This is a genomic window from Flavobacterium sp. TMP13 (genome assembly GCF_050847115.1).
Lineage (GTDB): Bacteria > Bacteroidota > Bacteroidia > Flavobacteriales > Flavobacteriaceae > Flavobacterium.
Genome location: NZ_CP193656.1, coordinates 806,789 through 825,313, shown reverse-complemented (window position 1 = coordinate 825,313; position 18,525 = coordinate 806,789). Strand labels below are relative to the sequence as shown.

The 18,525-nt window shown below is 34.5% G+C and carries 16 protein-coding genes; 8 read left to right on the top strand and 8 right to left on the bottom strand.

Going from position 1 to position 18,525, the window contains the following annotated elements:
- Nucleotides 1-58: 58 nt before the first annotated feature.
- The 3 genes from ACRASX_RS03605 to ACRASX_RS03595 form a co-directional block, all read right to left on the bottom strand.
- On the bottom strand, nt 59-397 hold the full coding sequence (locus ACRASX_RS03605; RefSeq protein ID WP_066313405.1) for a T9SS type A sorting domain-containing protein: 339 nt from the start codon (nt 395-397) through the stop codon (nt 59-61).
- Nucleotides 398-709: 312 nt separating this feature from the next.
- Nucleotides 710-1,840 carry a hypothetical protein gene (locus ACRASX_RS03600; RefSeq protein WP_432222443.1) on the bottom strand — a complete coding sequence of 377 codons (1,131 nt, stop codon included), beginning with the start codon at nt 1,838-1,840 and terminating at the stop codon, nt 710-712.
- A 205-nt stretch (nt 1,841-2,045) separates the two neighbouring features.
- The gene (locus ACRASX_RS03595; protein ID WP_432222442.1) at nt 2,046-4,826 is read right to left on the bottom strand and encodes a TonB-dependent receptor domain-containing protein; all 2,781 of its coding nucleotides are present in this window, start codon (nt 4,824-4,826) and stop codon (nt 2,046-2,048) included.
- Between the two features lie 236 nt (nt 4,827-5,062).
- Here ACRASX_RS03595 and ACRASX_RS03590 point away from each other — a divergent pair, with 236 nt between their 5' ends.
- The 6 genes from ACRASX_RS03590 (at nt 5,063) to ACRASX_RS03565 (ending at nt 10,055) form a co-directional block, all read left to right on the top strand.
- Entirely contained in the window at nt 5,063-5,746 is a 684-nt protein-coding gene (locus tag ACRASX_RS03590) for a response regulator transcription factor (RefSeq protein ID WP_066311337.1), read from the top strand.
- A 175-nt stretch (nt 5,747-5,921) separates the two neighbouring features.
- Complete coding sequence (locus ACRASX_RS03585; protein ID WP_432222441.1) at nt 5,922-7,007, top strand: sensor histidine kinase; 1,086 nt, start codon at nt 5,922-5,924, stop codon at nt 7,005-7,007.
- Between the two features lie 288 nt (nt 7,008-7,295).
- Entirely contained in the window at nt 7,296-8,513 is a 1,218-nt protein-coding gene (locus ACRASX_RS03580) for a porin (protein WP_432222440.1), read from the top strand.
- A gap of 374 nt (nt 8,514-8,887) precedes the next feature.
- Nucleotides 8,888-9,247, top strand: a complete 360-nt coding sequence (locus ACRASX_RS03575) for a phosphate ABC transporter ATP-binding protein (protein ID WP_432223063.1) — start codon at nt 8,888-8,890, stop codon at nt 9,245-9,247.
- Nucleotides 9,248-9,306: 59 nt separating this feature from the next.
- Nucleotides 9,307-9,483 carry a hypothetical protein gene (locus ACRASX_RS03570; RefSeq protein ID WP_432222439.1) on the top strand — a complete coding sequence of 59 codons (177 nt, stop codon included), beginning with the start codon at nt 9,307-9,309 and terminating at the stop codon, nt 9,481-9,483.
- A 104-nt stretch (nt 9,484-9,587) separates the two neighbouring features.
- Nucleotides 9,588-10,055, top strand: coding sequence for a hypothetical protein (locus ACRASX_RS03565; RefSeq protein ID WP_432222438.1), 468 nt, complete (start codon nt 9,588-9,590; stop codon nt 10,053-10,055).
- 42 nt (nt 10,056-10,097) lie between these two features.
- Here the strand turns inward: ACRASX_RS03565 and ACRASX_RS03560 are convergent, their stop codons facing one another.
- The 5 genes from ACRASX_RS03560 to ACRASX_RS03540 form a co-directional block, all read right to left on the bottom strand.
- Nucleotides 10,098-11,213 carry a glycosyltransferase gene (locus tag ACRASX_RS03560; RefSeq protein ID WP_432222437.1) on the bottom strand — a complete coding sequence of 372 codons (1,116 nt, stop codon included), beginning with the start codon at nt 11,211-11,213 and terminating at the stop codon, nt 10,098-10,100.
- A 63-nt stretch (nt 11,214-11,276) separates the two neighbouring features.
- Nucleotides 11,277-14,699 carry a hypothetical protein gene (locus ACRASX_RS03555; protein WP_432222436.1) on the bottom strand — a complete coding sequence of 1,141 codons (3,423 nt, stop codon included), beginning with the start codon at nt 14,697-14,699 and terminating at the stop codon, nt 11,277-11,279.
- Between the two features lie 127 nt (nt 14,700-14,826).
- Entirely contained in the window at nt 14,827-16,083 is a 1,257-nt protein-coding gene (locus ACRASX_RS03550) for an aspartate kinase (protein ID WP_432222435.1), read from the bottom strand.
- 18 nt (nt 16,084-16,101) lie between these two features.
- Entirely contained in the window at nt 16,102-16,611 is a 510-nt protein-coding gene (locus tag ACRASX_RS03545; protein WP_432222434.1) for an N-acetyltransferase family protein, read from the bottom strand.
- A 239-nt stretch (nt 16,612-16,850) separates the two neighbouring features.
- Nucleotides 16,851-17,282 (bottom strand): TerB family tellurite resistance protein, encoded by a 432-nt coding sequence (locus ACRASX_RS03540; RefSeq protein WP_066311317.1) that lies wholly within the window; start codon nt 17,280-17,282, stop codon nt 16,851-16,853.
- A 191-nt stretch (nt 17,283-17,473) separates the two neighbouring features.
- Here ACRASX_RS03540 and ACRASX_RS03535 point away from each other — a divergent pair, with 191 nt between their 5' ends.
- Both ACRASX_RS03535 and ACRASX_RS03530 read left to right on the top strand, forming a co-directional pair.
- Nucleotides 17,474-18,067, top strand: coding sequence for a HupE/UreJ family protein (locus tag ACRASX_RS03535; protein ID WP_432222433.1), 594 nt, complete (start codon nt 17,474-17,476; stop codon nt 18,065-18,067).
- A 4-nt stretch (nt 18,068-18,071) separates the two neighbouring features.
- Nucleotides 18,072-18,503 carry a deoxycytidylate deaminase gene (locus ACRASX_RS03530; protein ID WP_432222432.1) on the top strand — a complete coding sequence of 144 codons (432 nt, stop codon included), beginning with the start codon at nt 18,072-18,074 and terminating at the stop codon, nt 18,501-18,503.
- Nucleotides 18,504-18,525: the final 22 nt, after the last annotated feature.

Genomic DNA, 18,525 nt, shown 5'->3' with positions numbered 1-18,525 from the left:
CTATTTTAAAAAGATAAAGCTCCAAACAAGTTGGAGCTTTATGTATACTGTAGAGCTTTTATCGAACGATTAATTTTCGTGTAGCGGTAGCATTTTCTTCGGTTATTTTAATAATATAAACACCAGGGGCCAAAGAAGATACGTTTAGTTCCCTTGAAGCTATTTCCGTTTGCAAAACTTTTTTGCCTAAAACATCAAATATGATAATTTGTTTATTGAAATCATTTTTTGAAGTAATGTAAACTTTACCGTTACTTACGGGATTTGGGTACACACTTAGACCTTCAATAACCGTAGTATCTTGCGGTTTGGATTGCGCTTTACCGTCTTGAGCTGAGACGCTCAGAGAAAAGAAAAAAGCCAATAAAAAAGTAATATAAAAGTAATTTTTTGCCATCGCATCTATTTGGTATTCGTAAAAGTACATAAAAAAGATATAGCAATTACAAAAAAAATACGGTGTAACAAATTTTTAGGAGTATATTTTTATAATTAGTTATAAATGCTGCATTATATTGTATTTCAGTTAGTTAAATAATGTTATAGGCCTTTATTTTTTAACTGTAATTTATTAATTCAAATACTTTACTACTATTTTAGAGTACAGCATTTGGAGACGTTTACCTATTGGTGTAATGTGTAGATGGACACAAAAAAAGCGGTCTGAAAATCAATTTTCAGACCGCTCGATTGTATTATTTAGTAGGTTTTATTTAGTCCAATCTGCCCAAGAAGGTAAACTAGCTCCTGCGCCAGCACCAGTTGCAGCAGTAGTTGTTCCTGATAATTTAGGGCCATCTAAAGTAGTAATTTGAGCACCAAAAGTATAATTGGTTATGATAAAGTTACCAGCTGCAAGGTTAGCAACTACGCCAGCATCTGTAGATAATTTGCATAATGCTATAGGCATGTCAGCTGCGACAAATAAATTAGTATACGTTTGTTTTCCACCACCTTCTTTATAGTTAATCGCTTTTTCGTCGGCTTTAAATTTATCATCGCCTTTAACAATAGAAATGTTAACTATTTTACCAGCAGTCATCGGCAGCGCATCAGCAGGATTTTTTTGATTGTTAGATCCTTCAACGCCCGCTTTAGTAATACCCTTAATGTATACGTTAGTAGCAGTTCCTTGCCATCCGTCAGCAAAATCGAGCGAGTCATCATACGAGTTAATGATTACTAAATTAGATGGATTTACAGCACCTCCAAAAAACTCAATTCCGTCGTCACCACTTTCAAAAGCGTAAATGTTTGAAACTTCTGTTCCTGAGCCTACTCCGAAGAAAGAAATACCATTGTATTCTTTTTCTGCTGTAAATTTAGAGCCCGTGTACATGATTTTTAAAAAGGTAATATTTCCTGACGAGTCAAGGTTGTCTGTGCCACCATAACTTAAACCACCAACTTCAGATGTACCGTTGTCTCCTGTATTTACTTTAGCATTTCCACAGATTATTAATCCACCCCAGTTGCTTTCGGCTGGAGATGCTTTGCCAGAAGTCATCACTACCGGTTTTGCAGCAGTTCCATTAATGTTAATTTTCGCATTTCTTTCTACAGCAATATATAAAGAAGTTTCTAGCGCAGTTGGTGACGTTTTAATTATTGTTCCAGCAGGAATTACTAAAGTTGCTCCAGATTTAACCACCAATCCTCCGGTCAAAGTGTAAGTTTTACTAGGGTCTAGAGTAACAATTCCGTCTTTAATGTCTCCTTGTAAATCATCAACTTTTAGTTCAAAAGTACTGTCGTTTTTAATACTGTTACTATCATCAGAACTACAAGCGGTTACCGTAAGTCCTACTATTGCAGCCATTGCAAAAAGTGTTTTTTTCATGTGAATTGATTTTTTATTGTTTCGTTTAATTAGGGCAAAGTAAAGCATCAGATGTTTTTATGGAGTTAAGGCGGCATTAATTCTATATTAAGTCTAAGGTAGTATGTATGAGCATAGTTAATCTAAAGTTTACATTGAATTAGTACTCATAAAAAAGAAGATTAGTAATTGCTAATCCTCTTTTTTATTGACGCAAAAAATAATTTTAGAAGCTGTAATTCAACGTCAGTCTAAGGTCAGAACCCGCTTTGTACGAAGTGACTAACACATCACCAACAGCTTCTTTTCCAGTCACTTTTCCTTGTTCTAAAACACGTTCGAAGCTCGGATTTAAGATGTTGTTGTAAATGAAGCCTAATTTGATATTCTTGCTTACGTTAGAACTGATAATGAAGTCTAATTTATTAACCGCCTTATCTACCATGTTCCCGACATTTGAGGTTCCTATAACGGCTAATTTGTCCGAAAAATAAGAGTACGAAAGGGTCGCAGTTACATCTTTATCTTGAGCAAACTCGTTCATGAACGAAAGGTTGGCGTTAGCTAAAAAGCTAGAGGCTCCTGATAATTTGCTTTCTGCAAAAGTAAAATTGGCTCCAAAAGTATTTTCAGCATTTACTTTATCATTACTAAGATCTTGGTTGCTGTACAAGTACGATCCATTTAAGTCGAAAGACAATTTGGTTTTTAAATCGTTAGTATTTTCAATTTCAAAAATATTTTTTCGATACTCCAATTCTATTCCTGCAACAGTTGCTTTGTCTCCGGTATTTGCATAAGTGATGTCGTTAGAAGACGAATTTAGAAACATTTCGTTAATCGGATTCTGAATAATTTTACCAAATGCAGTCACCGAAATCAGTTCGCCTGGTTTCGGAAAAAATTCCCAACCTAAATCGGCGTTGTAATTGGTAGAAGCGTATAAATTTGCATTTCCTACGTAAGCTTGCGCTACATCTTCATACAAAATTTCTACTTTTTCTTTAAATTGAGGAAGCGTATACGTTTTACTAAAAGAGAATTTTAAATTCTGATTTTCATTTAGCGCATATTTAGAAATTAAACTTGGTAAAACATTAAATTTGGTATGGTCAGCACTTTGACCATTTGGTTTTACAGTGGAGTAAAAAACAACATTTTGACTGGTTTGCTCTAATCTCGCGCCAAGAATCACGCCTAATTTATCGGTTACAGCATATTGTACAGTAGTAAAAGCCGCATTAATGTCGAGATTACCATTATAGGATTGTTGTATTTTGTTTGAAGACGCAGATCCGAAATTTGTAGCGTCTAAATAAATATCGGTAGTGTTTAGTTCTTCTTTAGAAAAAGAAAGTGTATTTCTATCGGGGAAGAATGAATATTGTTGCGTACTGTAATCTACTTTTTTTAATTTACCAGAATAACCAAAAGTTACTTTTCCTTTGTATTCGTCGTGGATATTATTTCTATTAAAATCATACGAAAGTGCGACATTGGCAGCGAATTCTTTTTCTTTTAAATCTTGGAAAAAGCGGTGGTTGTGAATGTTCGAATTGGTAAAGAACGTATAGTTTATTCCGTCAGCAGCTTTAACGAAAGAGTTTTGCATGCGATCTGGAATGCTATTGTTGGCAATACTATAACCCAAGCCCCAGTTTAAATTCCATTGCTCGTTAAACTTAGTTTTAGCCACCAATTGGTTCACATACAACTGCGTCCTTTCAAATGTTCCACGCTTAATGAATCCAGATATTTGATCAATTCCTATTCCTCCGCCATCAAAATTCACGTTGGTTCCTTCATATTCACTATAATCTTGCTCGCTTGAATTTAAGAACAATGACGTAATTAAAATAGAATTTTTAGCATTGATTTTATAATCAGCTGTTCCCATCGCTGTTGTGGTCGTACTGTGTTTGTAAGCTTTTCGATAAAAATCAGATAGTATGTCTCCATCGGCAGTTAAGTTTCCTCTGCTGTATCCTTCTGTATACTTATTTTTTGCACTAAAAGAACCGGTGATGAAAGTACTTAAAGAACTTTCTTCATTAATGTTGAATTTTCGCCCGGCACTTAAGGTGTAATAAGCGTTTAAGATGTTCTTGTTTTCTTGTCTGTCCCAACTTGTTGCATAGTTGTATGGTTTTAAAGGAGCGCTTGGCGTTTTTATTATTTTAAATCCCGTGTAAGACGGACCATCTTGCAAGTAAAAATGATCTAACTTCATTACGTTCGTATTAGCTCCGGCACCAAGTGAAAAACTAATAAAAGGTTTGCCACTGAATTTCTTGGAACTAATATCAATATTTGCTCCAGCAAAATCGGCATAATTTTGCGCTTCAAATGTTTTGCTTACCCCAATATTATCGACGATACTAGTCGAAAAAATGTCTAATGTTATATTTTTATTAGAAGGATTGTTGGACGGTAACGGAAGTCCATTTAAAGTAGTGCCATTGTAGCGATCACCTAAACCGCGTACAAAAATAGTTCCCGAGTCTTCTTGTTTAGAGATGCCGCTCACTTTTGCTACTGCATTGGCTACATCGCTTACGCCTTTTCGAGTAATTTCTTCAGCTCCAATTGCTGCCTTAAAAGCGACTGCATTTTTTTGATCGAGTAATAGAGCAGACTCTTTTTGGCGACTCACAGTAGCTTTTATTACCACATCGTTAAGCGTGTATCCACCAGAAGACAAAGTTTGGTTTGCGATAACCGTTTCACTGGCTCGAACAACCACTGGAACTTCTACATTGTCGTAGCCTACAAAGCTAAATTGCAAAATGTATTCTCCAGGAACGACAGATAACGAATATTTACCGTCCAAGTCAGTATTGGTGCTAACAGTTGTACCTTTAATCACAACGTTTGCAAAAGGTAACGATTCGTTATTCATTTCCTTATCGGTTAACGTTCCAGAAATGGTTCCTTTAGATTGAGCAAAAGCGAGTGAGCAAAATAATAAGGTAATAATAAGAAATTGTAAGTTTACTTTCAGTTTCATTTTCTTTGTTTGTTTATTTTGATGCAAATTAAAGGTGGCTTTGTAAAGTTCATGTTAGCCGCTTGTTATGCTTTTGTCTCCATTGTATTATCAAATTGTTATTAATTTAAATTACGGTTAACTCCACTTTTTAAAGGGCTAAATAGTTATATATTTACACTTGTAAACTATAATCGTCGCGAGTAAACTGTTATAATTCGGCGATTTATCAACCTTTGATGCTTTATTAATTGAATATGAAAAAGACACAAACCAAAATTTTACTAGTAGATGACGAGCCCGATATTCTAGAAATAGTAGGGTACAATTTATCGCAAGAAGGCTATCAAATTGTAACGGCTTCTAATGGAAAAGAGGCGATACAAAAAGCACAGAAAGAATTGCCAGACCTTATTATAATGGATGTAATGATGGCCGAAATGGACGGTATGGAAGCGTGTGAAAATATTCGTAAAATTCCAGAATTAAATAATGTTATTATTACTTTTTTAACCGCTCGCAGCGAAGATTATTCGCAGGTAGCTGGTTTTGATGCCGGAGCTGATGATTATATTACCAAGCCAATTAAACCCAAATTACTGGTTAGTAAAGTAAAAGCATTGTTGCGCCGTACGCGCGAAGAAGAAAAAACGAGCGACACTCTTAATGTAGGCGGAATAGAAATTAACCGGGAAGAGTACAAAATCATCAAAGACGATCAAGAAATTTCTTTACCAAGAAAAGAATTTGAATTGTTCTATTTGTTAGCATCCAAGCCCGGTAAAGTTTTTAAACGAGATGAGATACTCGACAAAGTTTGGGGTAACGAGGTGGTAGTTGGCGGAAGAACGATCGATGTGCACATTCGTAAATTACGAGAAAAAATAGGCGAAGATTTTTTTAAAACTATAAAAGGAGTAGGTTATAAATTTGAAGTGTAGTTTTTTTCAATTTATAATTCATAAAAAACAACTATAGAACCACTAAGATTTTTTAGTTTTATTGAGCGTTTTAAAAGCTTAATTTTACTTCTTCTCTTAGTGGTTTTCTTTTGAACTACCCGAAGTAGTAGTGCAGCGGTTTTAAATTTTACTTTAATACATTTAGATTTATTTAATGAAGATAAGTTTCAAGAAAACATACAAATTTGCTATAAAATCGGCACTATTTATCAGTTTATTTGCAACTGGTTTTGGTGCTTTATTAGCCTATTTGTTTTTTAAAAGCTCGGTAGAACGGCTATTTTTTTTCAGTACAGTATTCGCGTTTTGCGTTTATATTTTTTCTTTTATTGTTTTGCAATATCGAGTTGAACGATTTATTTACCGAAGAGTAAAGAAAATTTACGATGAGGTTTCTTTATTAGAGTCCACGCCACTTTTAAATCAACCGATTACAACCGATATGGAAACACTTTCTCGCGAAGTCAAAAAATTTGCTACCGGCAAAAAGTTAGAAATTGAAATGCTGGAAATTCGAGAAGCATACCGCCGAGAATTTTTAGGAAACGTGTCACACGAATTAAAAACACCTTTGTTTACCGTGCAAGGATATATTTCGACTTTGCTAGATGGTGCCATGGATGACGAAGTAATTCGAGAGAAATATTTGAAACGTGCCGAAAAAGGAGTAGATCGTTTGATCTATATTGTCGAAGATTTAGACATGATTACTAAACTCGAAGTAGGTGATTTAAATTTAGATATATCTCGATTCAATATCGTCGAACTCATTCAGAATGTTTTTGAATTGCTCGAAATGAAAGCTGAGAAGAAAAAAATACGCTTGTTATTCGAAAAAAAATATCCCCAAATCATAGTGGTCAAAGGAGACAAAGACCGCATTCAACAAGTGCTAGAAAATTTAATTGTCAACTCGATTAAATACGGAAAGCTAAACGGACAAACCGAAGTGAGTATTGTAAATTTGACTAAGAAGAAAATATTGATTCGAATTAGTGATGATGGCGAAGGTGTCGAAAAGCACAACATTTCGCGTCTATTTGAACGTTTTTATCGTGTAGACAAAAGTGGTTCTCGCACAGAAGGCGGTTCTGGTTTAGGATTGGCCATTGTAAAACACATTATCGAAGCACACAAAGAAAAAGTTTATGTAGAAAGCGAAATCGGTATTGGATCTGATTTTTCTTTTACTTTAGAAAAAGCCTTAAAAAAAATAAAGCCCTTTAAAGAACGAACTTAAAAAATTTTGAAACTGTAAAGTTTAATTTAAAGTAAATCACACGAGCTGTTAATTCATTTTAACGGCTCTTTTTTTGTTTGTGCACCAATCTAGTTTGCTATTTATCAATTAGCTTTTTTGCATGAGAAAATAAATTTCATTATCGGTTTGCTACGCCGTATAGTAGTATTTTTATGCAACGCTTTCGATTACTTTAAATTACCGTAAGCGTAACCTTTTGGTAATATTAGACATAAAAATTAACATTAAGTTTGCGTAAAATAAACATACAAGTAACCCATTCTTTAAATGAGAAACAATTTAGCACTAGTATTACTTCTTTTTTCGTTCGTTTTGGCTGCACAAGAAGCGCCGATCGCTCTAAAATCTTCCAAAAATAAAAATGATATTTCGTCTTATTATGCTTCTGGTAAAAAACTAGGGATTACAGCCAAAGACAGTCTATTTCAAGTAAATATTGGTGTCAGAATTCAAAGTAGATTTACATATGTCAATGTAGAAAATGAAGATCCAATTGTAGAAGGAGAAGTACGACGTCTTCGTTTAAAAATGGATGGTTTTGTGTACAATCCAAAATTTGGTTATCGAGTTCAATTGGGTTTCTCCGCAAAGGATATGGCAATTCTAGGTGTTGACGATAATGGAAATATTTTAATGGATGGGGTTTTTTACTACAAGGCAACCAATAAAGTAACACTGGCTTTTGGACAAGCAACATTGCCAGGAAACAATCAGCGCATTGTTTCTTCTAGCGCGCTCGAGTTTACAGATCGTACAATTAATAATTCTCGCTTCAATCTCGATCGTGATTTTGGTTTGTTTGTAGAATATTCTAATGAAAAGGAGAACCAGTTTTCCTATAATTTGGTGGGAGCTTTAACTACTGGAGAGGGCCGAAATTGGACTAAGAAATCCAATGATGGCGTTTCGCTTACTGGGAAAGTAGAATTATATCCGTTTGGTGTATTTGTGAAAGATGGTTCTCATTTTGAAGCGGATTTGATGCGAGAGAAAACGCCAAAATTAATGGTTGCCGGAGCCTTCAATCAAAATAATAATGCAGTGCGCACACAAGGCCAATTGGGCAGTCTTTTGTATGAAGCGCGCACGATGCAATCGCTGTTTTTAGATTCAATGCTAAAGTACAACGGCTGGGCTGCCGAACTGAGTTACATGAACAGAAACAGTGACAAACCGCTAACGGTAAATCCAAAAGATATTACGCAGACTAGGTTTGTATATGTTGGCGAAGGTGTCGATGCGCAACTGAGTTATGTTTTTTCGTCTAATTATCAAGTCGCTGCGCGATACTCTACTCAAAAAGCAGCTAAGTCCATCGAAAATTTAGCGGCAGATGCCAATGATATGAGCTTATCTGTTTCTAAATATGTATTGAGTCACAAGCTTAAATTCCAAATGGAATATTCCTATGGTACATTGAAGTTTGCTGATGACCTGGAACAAAAAACTTGGCACGCCCGTTTGCAAGTCGAAATTGGAATATAATTTTTTAAACATCTAATCGACAGCATGTTAATAGTAAAGATTACTTAATCTATCGTTAACTGTGGGGTAGCACGTGTTTTTTTTATATAAATTATAAAGAGAAAACCAAAAAATAAAAGAGCAAAATTGTTATTCGTGTTGCCATTGATTGCATTGTTAAGGCTTTGGGATGCATCTTGTTTGTCATCACGTTTGTAAGTAATAAGTTAGTCGAATTCGTTGATTTTAGTTTCTTAATCGATGGAACCAATATTTATACTAAAAATACCAACGTCGTTGACTTGCCTAAAAATGTCAGAATGGTGTTTCAAAAACCAAATCCTTTTCCGAAAACCATTTATGAAAATGTAGCTTACGGATTGTGAGTCAACGAAATTACAGATAAAATTGCAATCGAAGAACGAGTAGTCACGTCGATTCAGCAAGTAGCACTTTGGGATGAAGTAAAAGACAAATTAAAAAAGTCAGCTTTCGAATTGTCAGGTGGACAACAACAGCGTTTGTGTGTTGTCAGAGCGTTAGCGATTCAGCCTTCTGTTTTATTCATGGACGAACCAACTTCAGCTCTAGCTCCTATTTCTACGTCAAAAGTCCAAGAGTTAATTCATGAGTTTAAAAAGAAATATACCATTGTTATCGTTACGCAAAACATGCAGCAAGCGGCTAGAACCAGTGATAATGCGGCTTCTTTTTACATGGGAAAATTAATTGAACTGCGATTGGCGAAATATTAATTTTAAAGAAAACCATCAAAAACCGAACAGACGAATCAATTCACGAAATAAATGTGTTAATGAAAACAAGTTCCAAAACGGTAGTTTCAGGAACAAATTTAGTTGTTGTTTTAAAGCATTTACAACGTATTTCTGAACATTGTACCAATGTGGCTGAATATTTTTTTTTTAGGATTAATGCCAAAATTATCAAACACGATAAGTTCGCAGATACTGAAAAAGGAGAAGATGAATAATTTTTTCAGGTTTTAAAAACATGCATACTATCAAAAATATTTTACTATATTCTATTTTTTGTATTATTAATGCTACATTTGATTGGAATAAATTTACTTTTTTTATGAAAAAGATTATATTTTTTACGATATTATTGGGCTTGTTGTCCTGCGATTCGGAGCGCGATTCTTGCTGCACAAACATTGATGTGAACTTAAATTTACTAGTGCAAAATAATCAAGGGAATGATTTGCTTAATTCTACAACTACGAACTCCTTGAACACAGATAAAATCCAAATTTTATTTGTAGATAAAAATGGAGTGATCACAACATACGATCGTATTGATAATTTTAACGGAAAGGGGTATGAAATTTTTGATGCAGGATCTAACGGTAAGGCGATGAAGATTTATTTAAATAATGATGCAGCGATTAAGGAGCCGAGAACGATAATACAGTGGAATGCCCTGGATGCTGATACTATAGATTGTACATTTAGTAGAAAAAACGGAAATATTATACTCAGTTCAGTTCTAATAAATGGAGATATAGTACAAGAAAAAGAAGGTTTTTTAAAATTTACAAAATAACAGGTAGCGTTATGTCTCAATTGATGTAATGCTTTTTTTCTTTTACATCTTCTCAAAAACTTTAAATAAGTCATTCCAATTTGTTTTGAAATCTATTTTTGGTAAACCTGAAAAATTATTTATTTTAGAAAGGTCTTCAATGCAAAAGTCCTCTTGCAAAGAAAAAGGAAGCAAACCTTCATTTTCTAATTTTTTGGCTAAATAGAGCTGCTCGTATTGTCCTGGAGTCGGAATAAAAAAGGCTTTTTTCTGCAATGCGACTAAATCCATTACAGTAGTATAACCCGAACGACATAGAACAAGATCACTTTCATTAAAAGTCTGCTCGAGTTGCTTGGTATTCATAAAATTATAAAAGGTGACGTTTTTAAATGTTTCATTTTGTTGTGTTTTCTCTACAATTCCTTTTATAAAAATGACTTTTCCTTTATATTTTAAAACTTCATTTTTTAACTTCTCTTCTAATAAACTGCGTTGTGGTTCGGGACCCGATAGAACAACCATCAAATCGTATTTTTTATTAAGCTCTTTTTGTTTCATTCGGCTCAGCGGGCCAATGTACTTTATATTGAGAGAAGTGTTTTTTACATGTCCCAAATTTCCAGTTAAATTTGGATCTTGGGCCACATCAGGCACCCAGCATTCGTTATGCTTTTTTATAAAATAACGATGGCATTGCGTAGAAAACCAAGTGGTATTTCCCGAAAGTACATTGATTTGATGTGTAAGATAAACGGACGGAATTTTAGCACTGTATATGCCCAGACGATTGTCTGAAATAATACCGTCAATTTCGTATTTTGTAATCCACTGCTGTATCAGTTTTTTTTCAGCTAGAACTGCTTTTATTATTTTAGGAATGGATATAAGCATTTTCCATTTGAAATACTTGTCCGTTTTTGAATATTCAATGTGATACGAAGGCAATTCGAACATATCAATATAAGGAAATTCTTTACGCAATAATTCCAATGCATTTCCATCCGAAGCTATAATCGGAACGTAGTTATGGTCTAGTAATGCTTGAATAATAGGAATACAGCGCGTTGCGTGTCCCAGTCCCCAATTTAAAGGTGCAACTAAAATGGTTTTATTTGATTGTTTCAAATGGTTCATAGGTTCGTCGTCTTGTATTTTAACACTAAAGTCGCGTTTCATGTTGTGCAACTATTTTGCTTGCCTTGTGTGTCTGATAAAGCCAATAATTTATGATTTAATTTATTAGAAAAAAGCGCGGAGTCGCACACTTCCCGCATGAATGGTTCCGCCTGTTTCTCCTTTTCGGCCTTGGTAATTCAAATTAACATCTAAAAATTGCGTTATGTTTTTCTGAATAAGCGCACGCCAAACTAAGTTCTGTCCCGTTTGCAATCCTTCGAGCATTTGGAAACCAACCGATGAAAGTTCGTTACCATTAAATTTATTTTCGTACAAAGAAAACTCACCATTTAAAGTTACTTTCTTGTCGCCTGCATACGAGAAAGAAGTTCCCAAGCGGTGTTGCTGCAAGGTTTCTAAATTACCAATTTGATTGTCTTTTTGCGTTTGTTCGTAAAAGAAATCTAAACTCGTGTTTTTAGAAAACAAATAACTCACTTTCGGAGCTAGTTGATAGCCGTTTAGGATGTAATTCTTATCTACATAATCTTTGGAATTTAATGTGGTATAAATGCTTTTCGTAAAAAAACCAAGCAACCAACTTTTTTGATACAAATGATTGTATTGCACTTGATGCGAACTATTTTTGTTATCCTGCGAACCAATCGTCAGTAAGTTTTTCGATTGATTTTGCAAATAAGTATAGGTTACCGAATGCTTTTGTTTGCCGCGATTATAAAACAAACTGTTGCGAATACTGGCATTCAATCCCAGAGCATTTTCGGCATTAAAGTCAAATGGGTTCAGTTCAAACCCACTTCCTTCATTTTTTACTTTTCGTTCTAATAAAACAGCCGTTTGATTGTAAAAATTAGAGAGTAATTTTTGAAATCCCTTCTTATTTTGCCATTGGTTTGGATTAAAAGTGAGCGATTGCGAGAACTTATTTTGATTGGTTTTGATGTAGACGCGATTCGGTAAAAAGATCCGAATATATTTGGCTTGATCCTGAAAAACGGCTGTTTCAAACTCTTGTAATTCCTGAATTCCGTTGCCGTTGTAATCAATCCAAGTGTACACGCCTTGTCCAGCGGGCACTTCTACGTAAGTGTAATCTTGCTGCGGAATAGTTCCAGAAGTCGTTTCATACAAAGTCGTGCTCTGCAACAACTGATTGAAAAAACGATCGTTGTACAAGACTCTCGAGTTAAACGAAGCTACTGAAACTTGGGTTGGATCTTCAAATTGTAAATTTCGATAATTGGCAAATACCGATAAATCGCGGGTAGTAGTTTGTAGTAATCTCGATTTGATTTGCCAGGTTTGCGAGTGGTTGACGCGCGCTAACAAGCCATCTTGTAAACTGTCGTTAGTGCGGTTTAAATAACCCAATTCTACAAACACTTTGGTGCTATCGCCACGACCTGCATAAAAACTATATTCGGTAAAACGTTGACTCAAATTAGTCAAACTTTGTGTCAAAATATTTTTTTCCTCATTGTCTTCGAGACGAACTTTCGCAGTCAACCAATTTTTGCTCCAGTTGAACTGTATTTTCGAGTTATTCCTTAAAAAACGAGAGTCCTTTTCGATAGAATTACTTTTTAAGTAACTGCCTTGTGTTTCAATTCGCCAATGGTTGTTTTGTAAATAGCCAAATAATGACTGTCTGATTCCGTGGTAATTATCATTTGCATCTAGTTTTTCAAAGCCATAATTCAGGTAGGACAATTCGGTTGCTGATTTTTTTCGATTAAAAGTCAAACCTGAGTGTAGCAAACTTTTATTTCCAGAAAGAAGATTCGGAATATTCCAATCTCTACTGAACTCGATATTGTACAAACGTTCTACCGATTGAAAAGTTTCTTGAACAAATTGATAATCAGTATACGCATCCAAAGTATATTTTCCAGTAAATAATCGCTGCTTGATCTTCAGTTTTCCTGCTGCTCCGGAATTGTTCGCGTCATCAAGGGTTGAAAATAGATTTAAGTCATTATTGCTTAATCCAAGTTCAAAATCGATGTTTGTTTTTTCAGAAGGATTGTATTGGCCAAAAAACGTAGCGATTTGTTTTTTTATGGGCGCAATTAGTTTGACAACAGGCGCATAATTGCCTTGCGAAATGCCGTTTACGGGGGCAACATATTCATATGTTCTATTGACTGTATTGTTATTTTGTAAAGTATAATTTCCTTTGCCTGCGCCCACCATGCTAAATTTTACATTGTACAAAACGAGCGCCGCATCATTTGACAATTCAAAAAATTCTTGACCGTTGCTGATTATTTTTTGATATAAAACAGCATTTTCAGAGTAGGCTTCCTCATAAGCCGAGGGTGCCGTCATTAGTGCAGTATTGTCACCTGCATTGGCTAAAATGGCGACTTGATTTCCATTTAAATTTTGTTGCAAAGGTTGACTTTTCAAATCACTTTCGGCATACAAATACGTGCCAAAGTTCCAATCTTTCGTGGTGTGTTTCACTCCATCATAAGTTACAAAACGAGTAAAATTTTGCTCACTGTATTGGTATTCGACCGTAATTCGCATTTCGGAAGTAATGGTAAATAAAGAAGTGAAAATAATTTCTCCTGCATTGTAATCAATTACATAATCGTTGTTTTCGCCACGCTGTAGTAAATTCCCGTTGACGTACACGCGTTCCGATCCCGAAATGACTAAAACGTAAAATTCGCCATTTTGACCAATTAATTTATACGGACCTTGATTGCCTTCTTGACCTGAAAACTCACTTTTGGCATATTGTCCGCGTACTAATGAGGCCGACGCAAAAACGCTGGTTCTATTTTCGGGTTTGCCAAAGTCAAAATTCAGCGAAAGACCTTGTACTTTTTTGTTAAAGCGAAGAAAAGAACTAGAATTGTTTTCTAATAAAATATCACCTGCCCGAATCGACCAATTTTCACTGAATAATTCCATAAAAATATTATCAAATTGATCCAGCTTCTGCGAATAGCCACCATCTTGTAGCGGAATATTATTGTCTTGCAAAGAGGCTCGAATACTCACTTTCTCGGAAAGTTTTCCAGTAATTTGAAGGTCTAAATTGGAATTTAAAACAGAATTCTGATTGTTGCCAATCGTAATTCCGCGGCTAATACTTCCAGAAGTAGTGAGTCCATCAAAAGGAGTAGGAACTATTTTTTTAGGCTGGATTTCGTAAAGAGTTCCGAGTACAGCGTCGTTGCTAATTATTTTACTCGAATCATAATCACCGTATTCTTTGGTTATAAAATCAGGATAAGTTAGGTAGTAAATCGTAACAATGTTTGTTTTGGTAATCAGATTTTCGTCTAGAAGTAAAGTGCCCTTTAAAAAATCTACAGTATAAGTAGTAGCGTCTAAAAGTGTATCATTCTGATCTCTAATTTCAAAAAAAGTAGGGTTGATACTGTTGGTATCTAGGTGAATCGTATCGGTCGTAACCGCAACGGTACTATTTTTATATAAAGAACTTTCGTCCTGAGCATAAAGTCCAGAATAGATAAGTAAGAACGCAATGAAAAGTACTTTTTTAAACATAAATACTGTAAATCCAACGGTTCAAAAGTAGTGTTTAAATACGTAATTTGTTTTTAAATAAAAAAAATAAGGTTTTGCTGTAGTAGCAAAACCTTATTAGAATTAAAATATAACCTTAATCAATTAATTAAGTTCCTTGTATAATAATTTGCATGGTTTCGCGGCTTACTTGTTTTAGTAAAACAGTTTTGTTTGCTTCTACTGTTGTAGCGGCTTCTTCAGTAAAGTGACGAATCGTGTATAAAGTTACATTTTCGTTAAAATCAACTTTAAATTTCTTCGATAATATACTGTTCAGTTCGCTAAAATTCGAGAATTTATCTTCGACACAAACAGAAAAACTAATCGCTGAGTTCTGAATCAAGTTTACTTTGATTTGATATTCATGGAACAATTTAAAAATCTCACTAATGTTTTCTTCCATTATAAAAGAGAAATCAATAGAAGAAAGCGAAATTAATAGTTGTTCTCTTTTAACAATAAAACAAGGATAGAATGGCTCCAAATCAACTCCTTTAGCGACAGATGTTCCTGGTAATAAAGGATTGATAAATGATTTCACGTACAACGGAATCTCTTTTTTCTGCAAAGGCTGTAGCGTTTTTGGGTGTATTACCGAAGCACCATAAAAAGCCAATTCAATCGCTTCGCGATAGGATATTTGATTAAGCAAACTCGCATTTTCGAAATAGCGCGGATCTGCATTCATTACTCCGGGAACATCTTTCCATATCGTAACGCTTTCCGCATTTAAGCAATAAGCAAAAATCGCAGCCGTATAATCAGAACCTTCGCGACCTAAAGTAGTAGTAAAGTTGTTTTCATCAGAACCTAGAAAGCCTTGAGTAATATTTAGGCTATTGGTTTTTATGTTTTTAGAGATGTTTTCTTGCGTTAGTTCCCAGTCCACTTCTGCATCACGGTAATTGGCATCTGTTTTAATAAAATTTCTAACGTCGATCCACTGGGTATCAATTCCCATAAAACTCATAAACTGGCTCAAAATAGTAGTCGAAACAATTTCTCCCATACTTACAATTTGATCATAGACGAAGTTGTAATTAGGTGATTTGTTGTGTTCCATAAAACACTCTAAATCCGTAAAATGATTTGCTATAATTTCAAACACAGGATGATTTGGGTCCGAAAATAAATCCAACAAAATTTGATCGTGGTAGTTCTTCACATCTTGAACAGAAGATTGTAGTTCAGACGATTGTTCAAAATAGTTTTTAATAACTACCTCTAATGCGTTTGTGGTTTTTCCCATTGCAGAAACAATCAGCAATACATCTTCATATCCTGTTTTTTGCAAAACATCATACACGTTTCTAATTCCCTCTGCATCTTTTACCGATGCACCACCAAATTTGTATACTCTCATTAGTTCTACTCTATATTTTTAAATCAATTTTTTATGATTCAAAAATGCTTCGATTCCAGCTTCGTCCATTTGTACGACACGCCATTCATCAAGCACTTTTGCACCAGATTTTTCATAAAATTTAATTGCTGGTGTATTCCAGTCCAAGACATTCCATTCTACTCGTCTTACTTTATCTTTTTGCGCTTGCTTAAAGATTTCAGTATACAAAGCCAAACCTAATCCAGATCCTCGCATGCTTTCTTTTACAATAAGATCTTCCAAGTGAATCGTTCTACCTTTCCATGTAGAAAAACGGTAGTAATACAATGCAATTCCAACAATCTCTTTCGAGTTATTGTTGTTCTTGGCTTCGGTATCAACTTCGGCGACAAAAACATGAAACAAAGGATTGGGTCCAAATCCGTCGCGTTCTAAGTCAGCTACAGTGACTACAACTGCCTCCGGTTCTTTTTCAAAAGTTGCCAATTCTTGGATTAATTCTAAAACCGCTGCCATGTCTTCGATCTGTCCTTTTCTGATATTCATAATGTGTAATACTTATAGATTTTATGCTATAATAACACTTTTTTATAAAAACAACAGCTATTAAAGCAACAAATATACAGTAGTCCAAAATTATGTAGAAGCGTTTTAGTGGTATTTCACAAAATAGTATTTTTTGTTATTATGTGCGTGTAGCTGCATTTGTTCGTAAAGTAATGTGCAAAAAAAAAGGGCTGCATCAAATTAATGAAGCAGCCCTCTAATAAGGTATAAACGTTGAATTATTTATTCATGTTTTGCATTTCGTAAATAAAGGTATCTAAATCTACTTTCTTGCCCACTAATGAAAGTGATTTTGCAACTATATAATTTACGTTACTTGGATTGAATCCTAAACCAATTCCAATTTTTTGTAACATTACTTCTTGTTTTTTTTCTAAATTATGATCCGCATGAACCATACGAGCCAAATCGTACAAACGCTCCAAACGTTGTGTGTGCAAATAAGGTGGATTGATAGGATATCTCAAAGGATCGCTTAAAATCTCTACATATTCTGCATCTGAGATTTCTAACTGTGACGCTAGTTTGTCTAAAAAGTCTTTTTCCTCAGGATGTAAAATTCCATCGGCTAATGCTACACGAACAATAGCAGCAAAATGACCTTTATTACGTTGTTTGAATTCGCTATCAAATAAATCTGAAAATGACATAATTAATAAGTTTTTATCCCGCAAAGATAACCCTATTTTTAAATTATTAATTTTAATTATTATATAATTTTTTTGCACTACTTTTTTTGAATATTAACTTATTTTTATTGTTGAATTTAAAGTGAGAATAGACGGTTTTCAAAATAAATTGTAAGTTTACAAGCCCTTATCAATTTTTAATAAAAAAACCTATGTCAGAGTTTTGGATTTATTTTCAAATAGGATTAAAACATGTTTTAGACATTCATGCTTACGATCACGTTTTGTTCTTAATAGCGCTTGCGGTGCCTTATGCGTTTAAAGATTGGAAACGTATTTTGTTATTAGTTACTATCTTTACAATAGGTCATACAGTGGCTTTATTTCTTTCCGTGTACGGCGTGGTTGCAATAAGAGTAAATTTGGTGGAGTTTTTAATTCCGATTACGATTTTTATTACCGCACTGTTTAATTTATTTACCGCCGGAAAATCATCTAAAACTGAAAGTATAAATGTGATTTTCTTTATTACTTTGTTTTTTGGAATCATTCATGGGCTTGGTTTTTCTAATTATTTTAAAGGAATACTAGGAGGATCGGCCAACTCAAAACTACTGCCTCTAGCCGAATTTGCTTTGGGTATCGAAGCTGCTCAAATTCTTGTAGTTTTTGTGGTGTTAATACTTTCTTATATTGTACAAACAATATTTCGTTTTTCTAAACGCGATTGGACTTTGGTAATGTCGTCGTTTATTATTGGTGTTATTATACCAATGCTTATCGAAAGCGAAATTTGGAACCGCTAAAAAAATGGAATTTAAAAAATTAAATAAATACGACAAAGCCTATTTGCGAATTGCTAAAGAATGGAGTTTGTTGTCGTATTGTAAAAGAAAACAGGTAGGTGCAATTATCGTAAAAGACCGTATGATTATTTCAGATGGTTACAATGGCACACCTTCGGGTTTTGAAAATTGCTGTGAAGATCAAGAAGGATTAACGCGTTGGGATGTGCTGCATGCCGAAGCCAATGCGATACTAAAAGTGGCGCGCTCGACACAATCGTGTGAAGGTGCTACCTTATATATAACACTTTCGCCGTGTAAAGAATGCAGTAAGCTCATTCATCAATCGGGCATTAAAAGAGTTGTCTATCAAAATGGGTATCGTGACGATGCCGGTCTTGCTTTCTTGCAGAAAGCGGGAATAGAAGTAACGCATATTCCTGTTTTAGAAGAATAAAAAGGTTTGTTTAAACTTAATT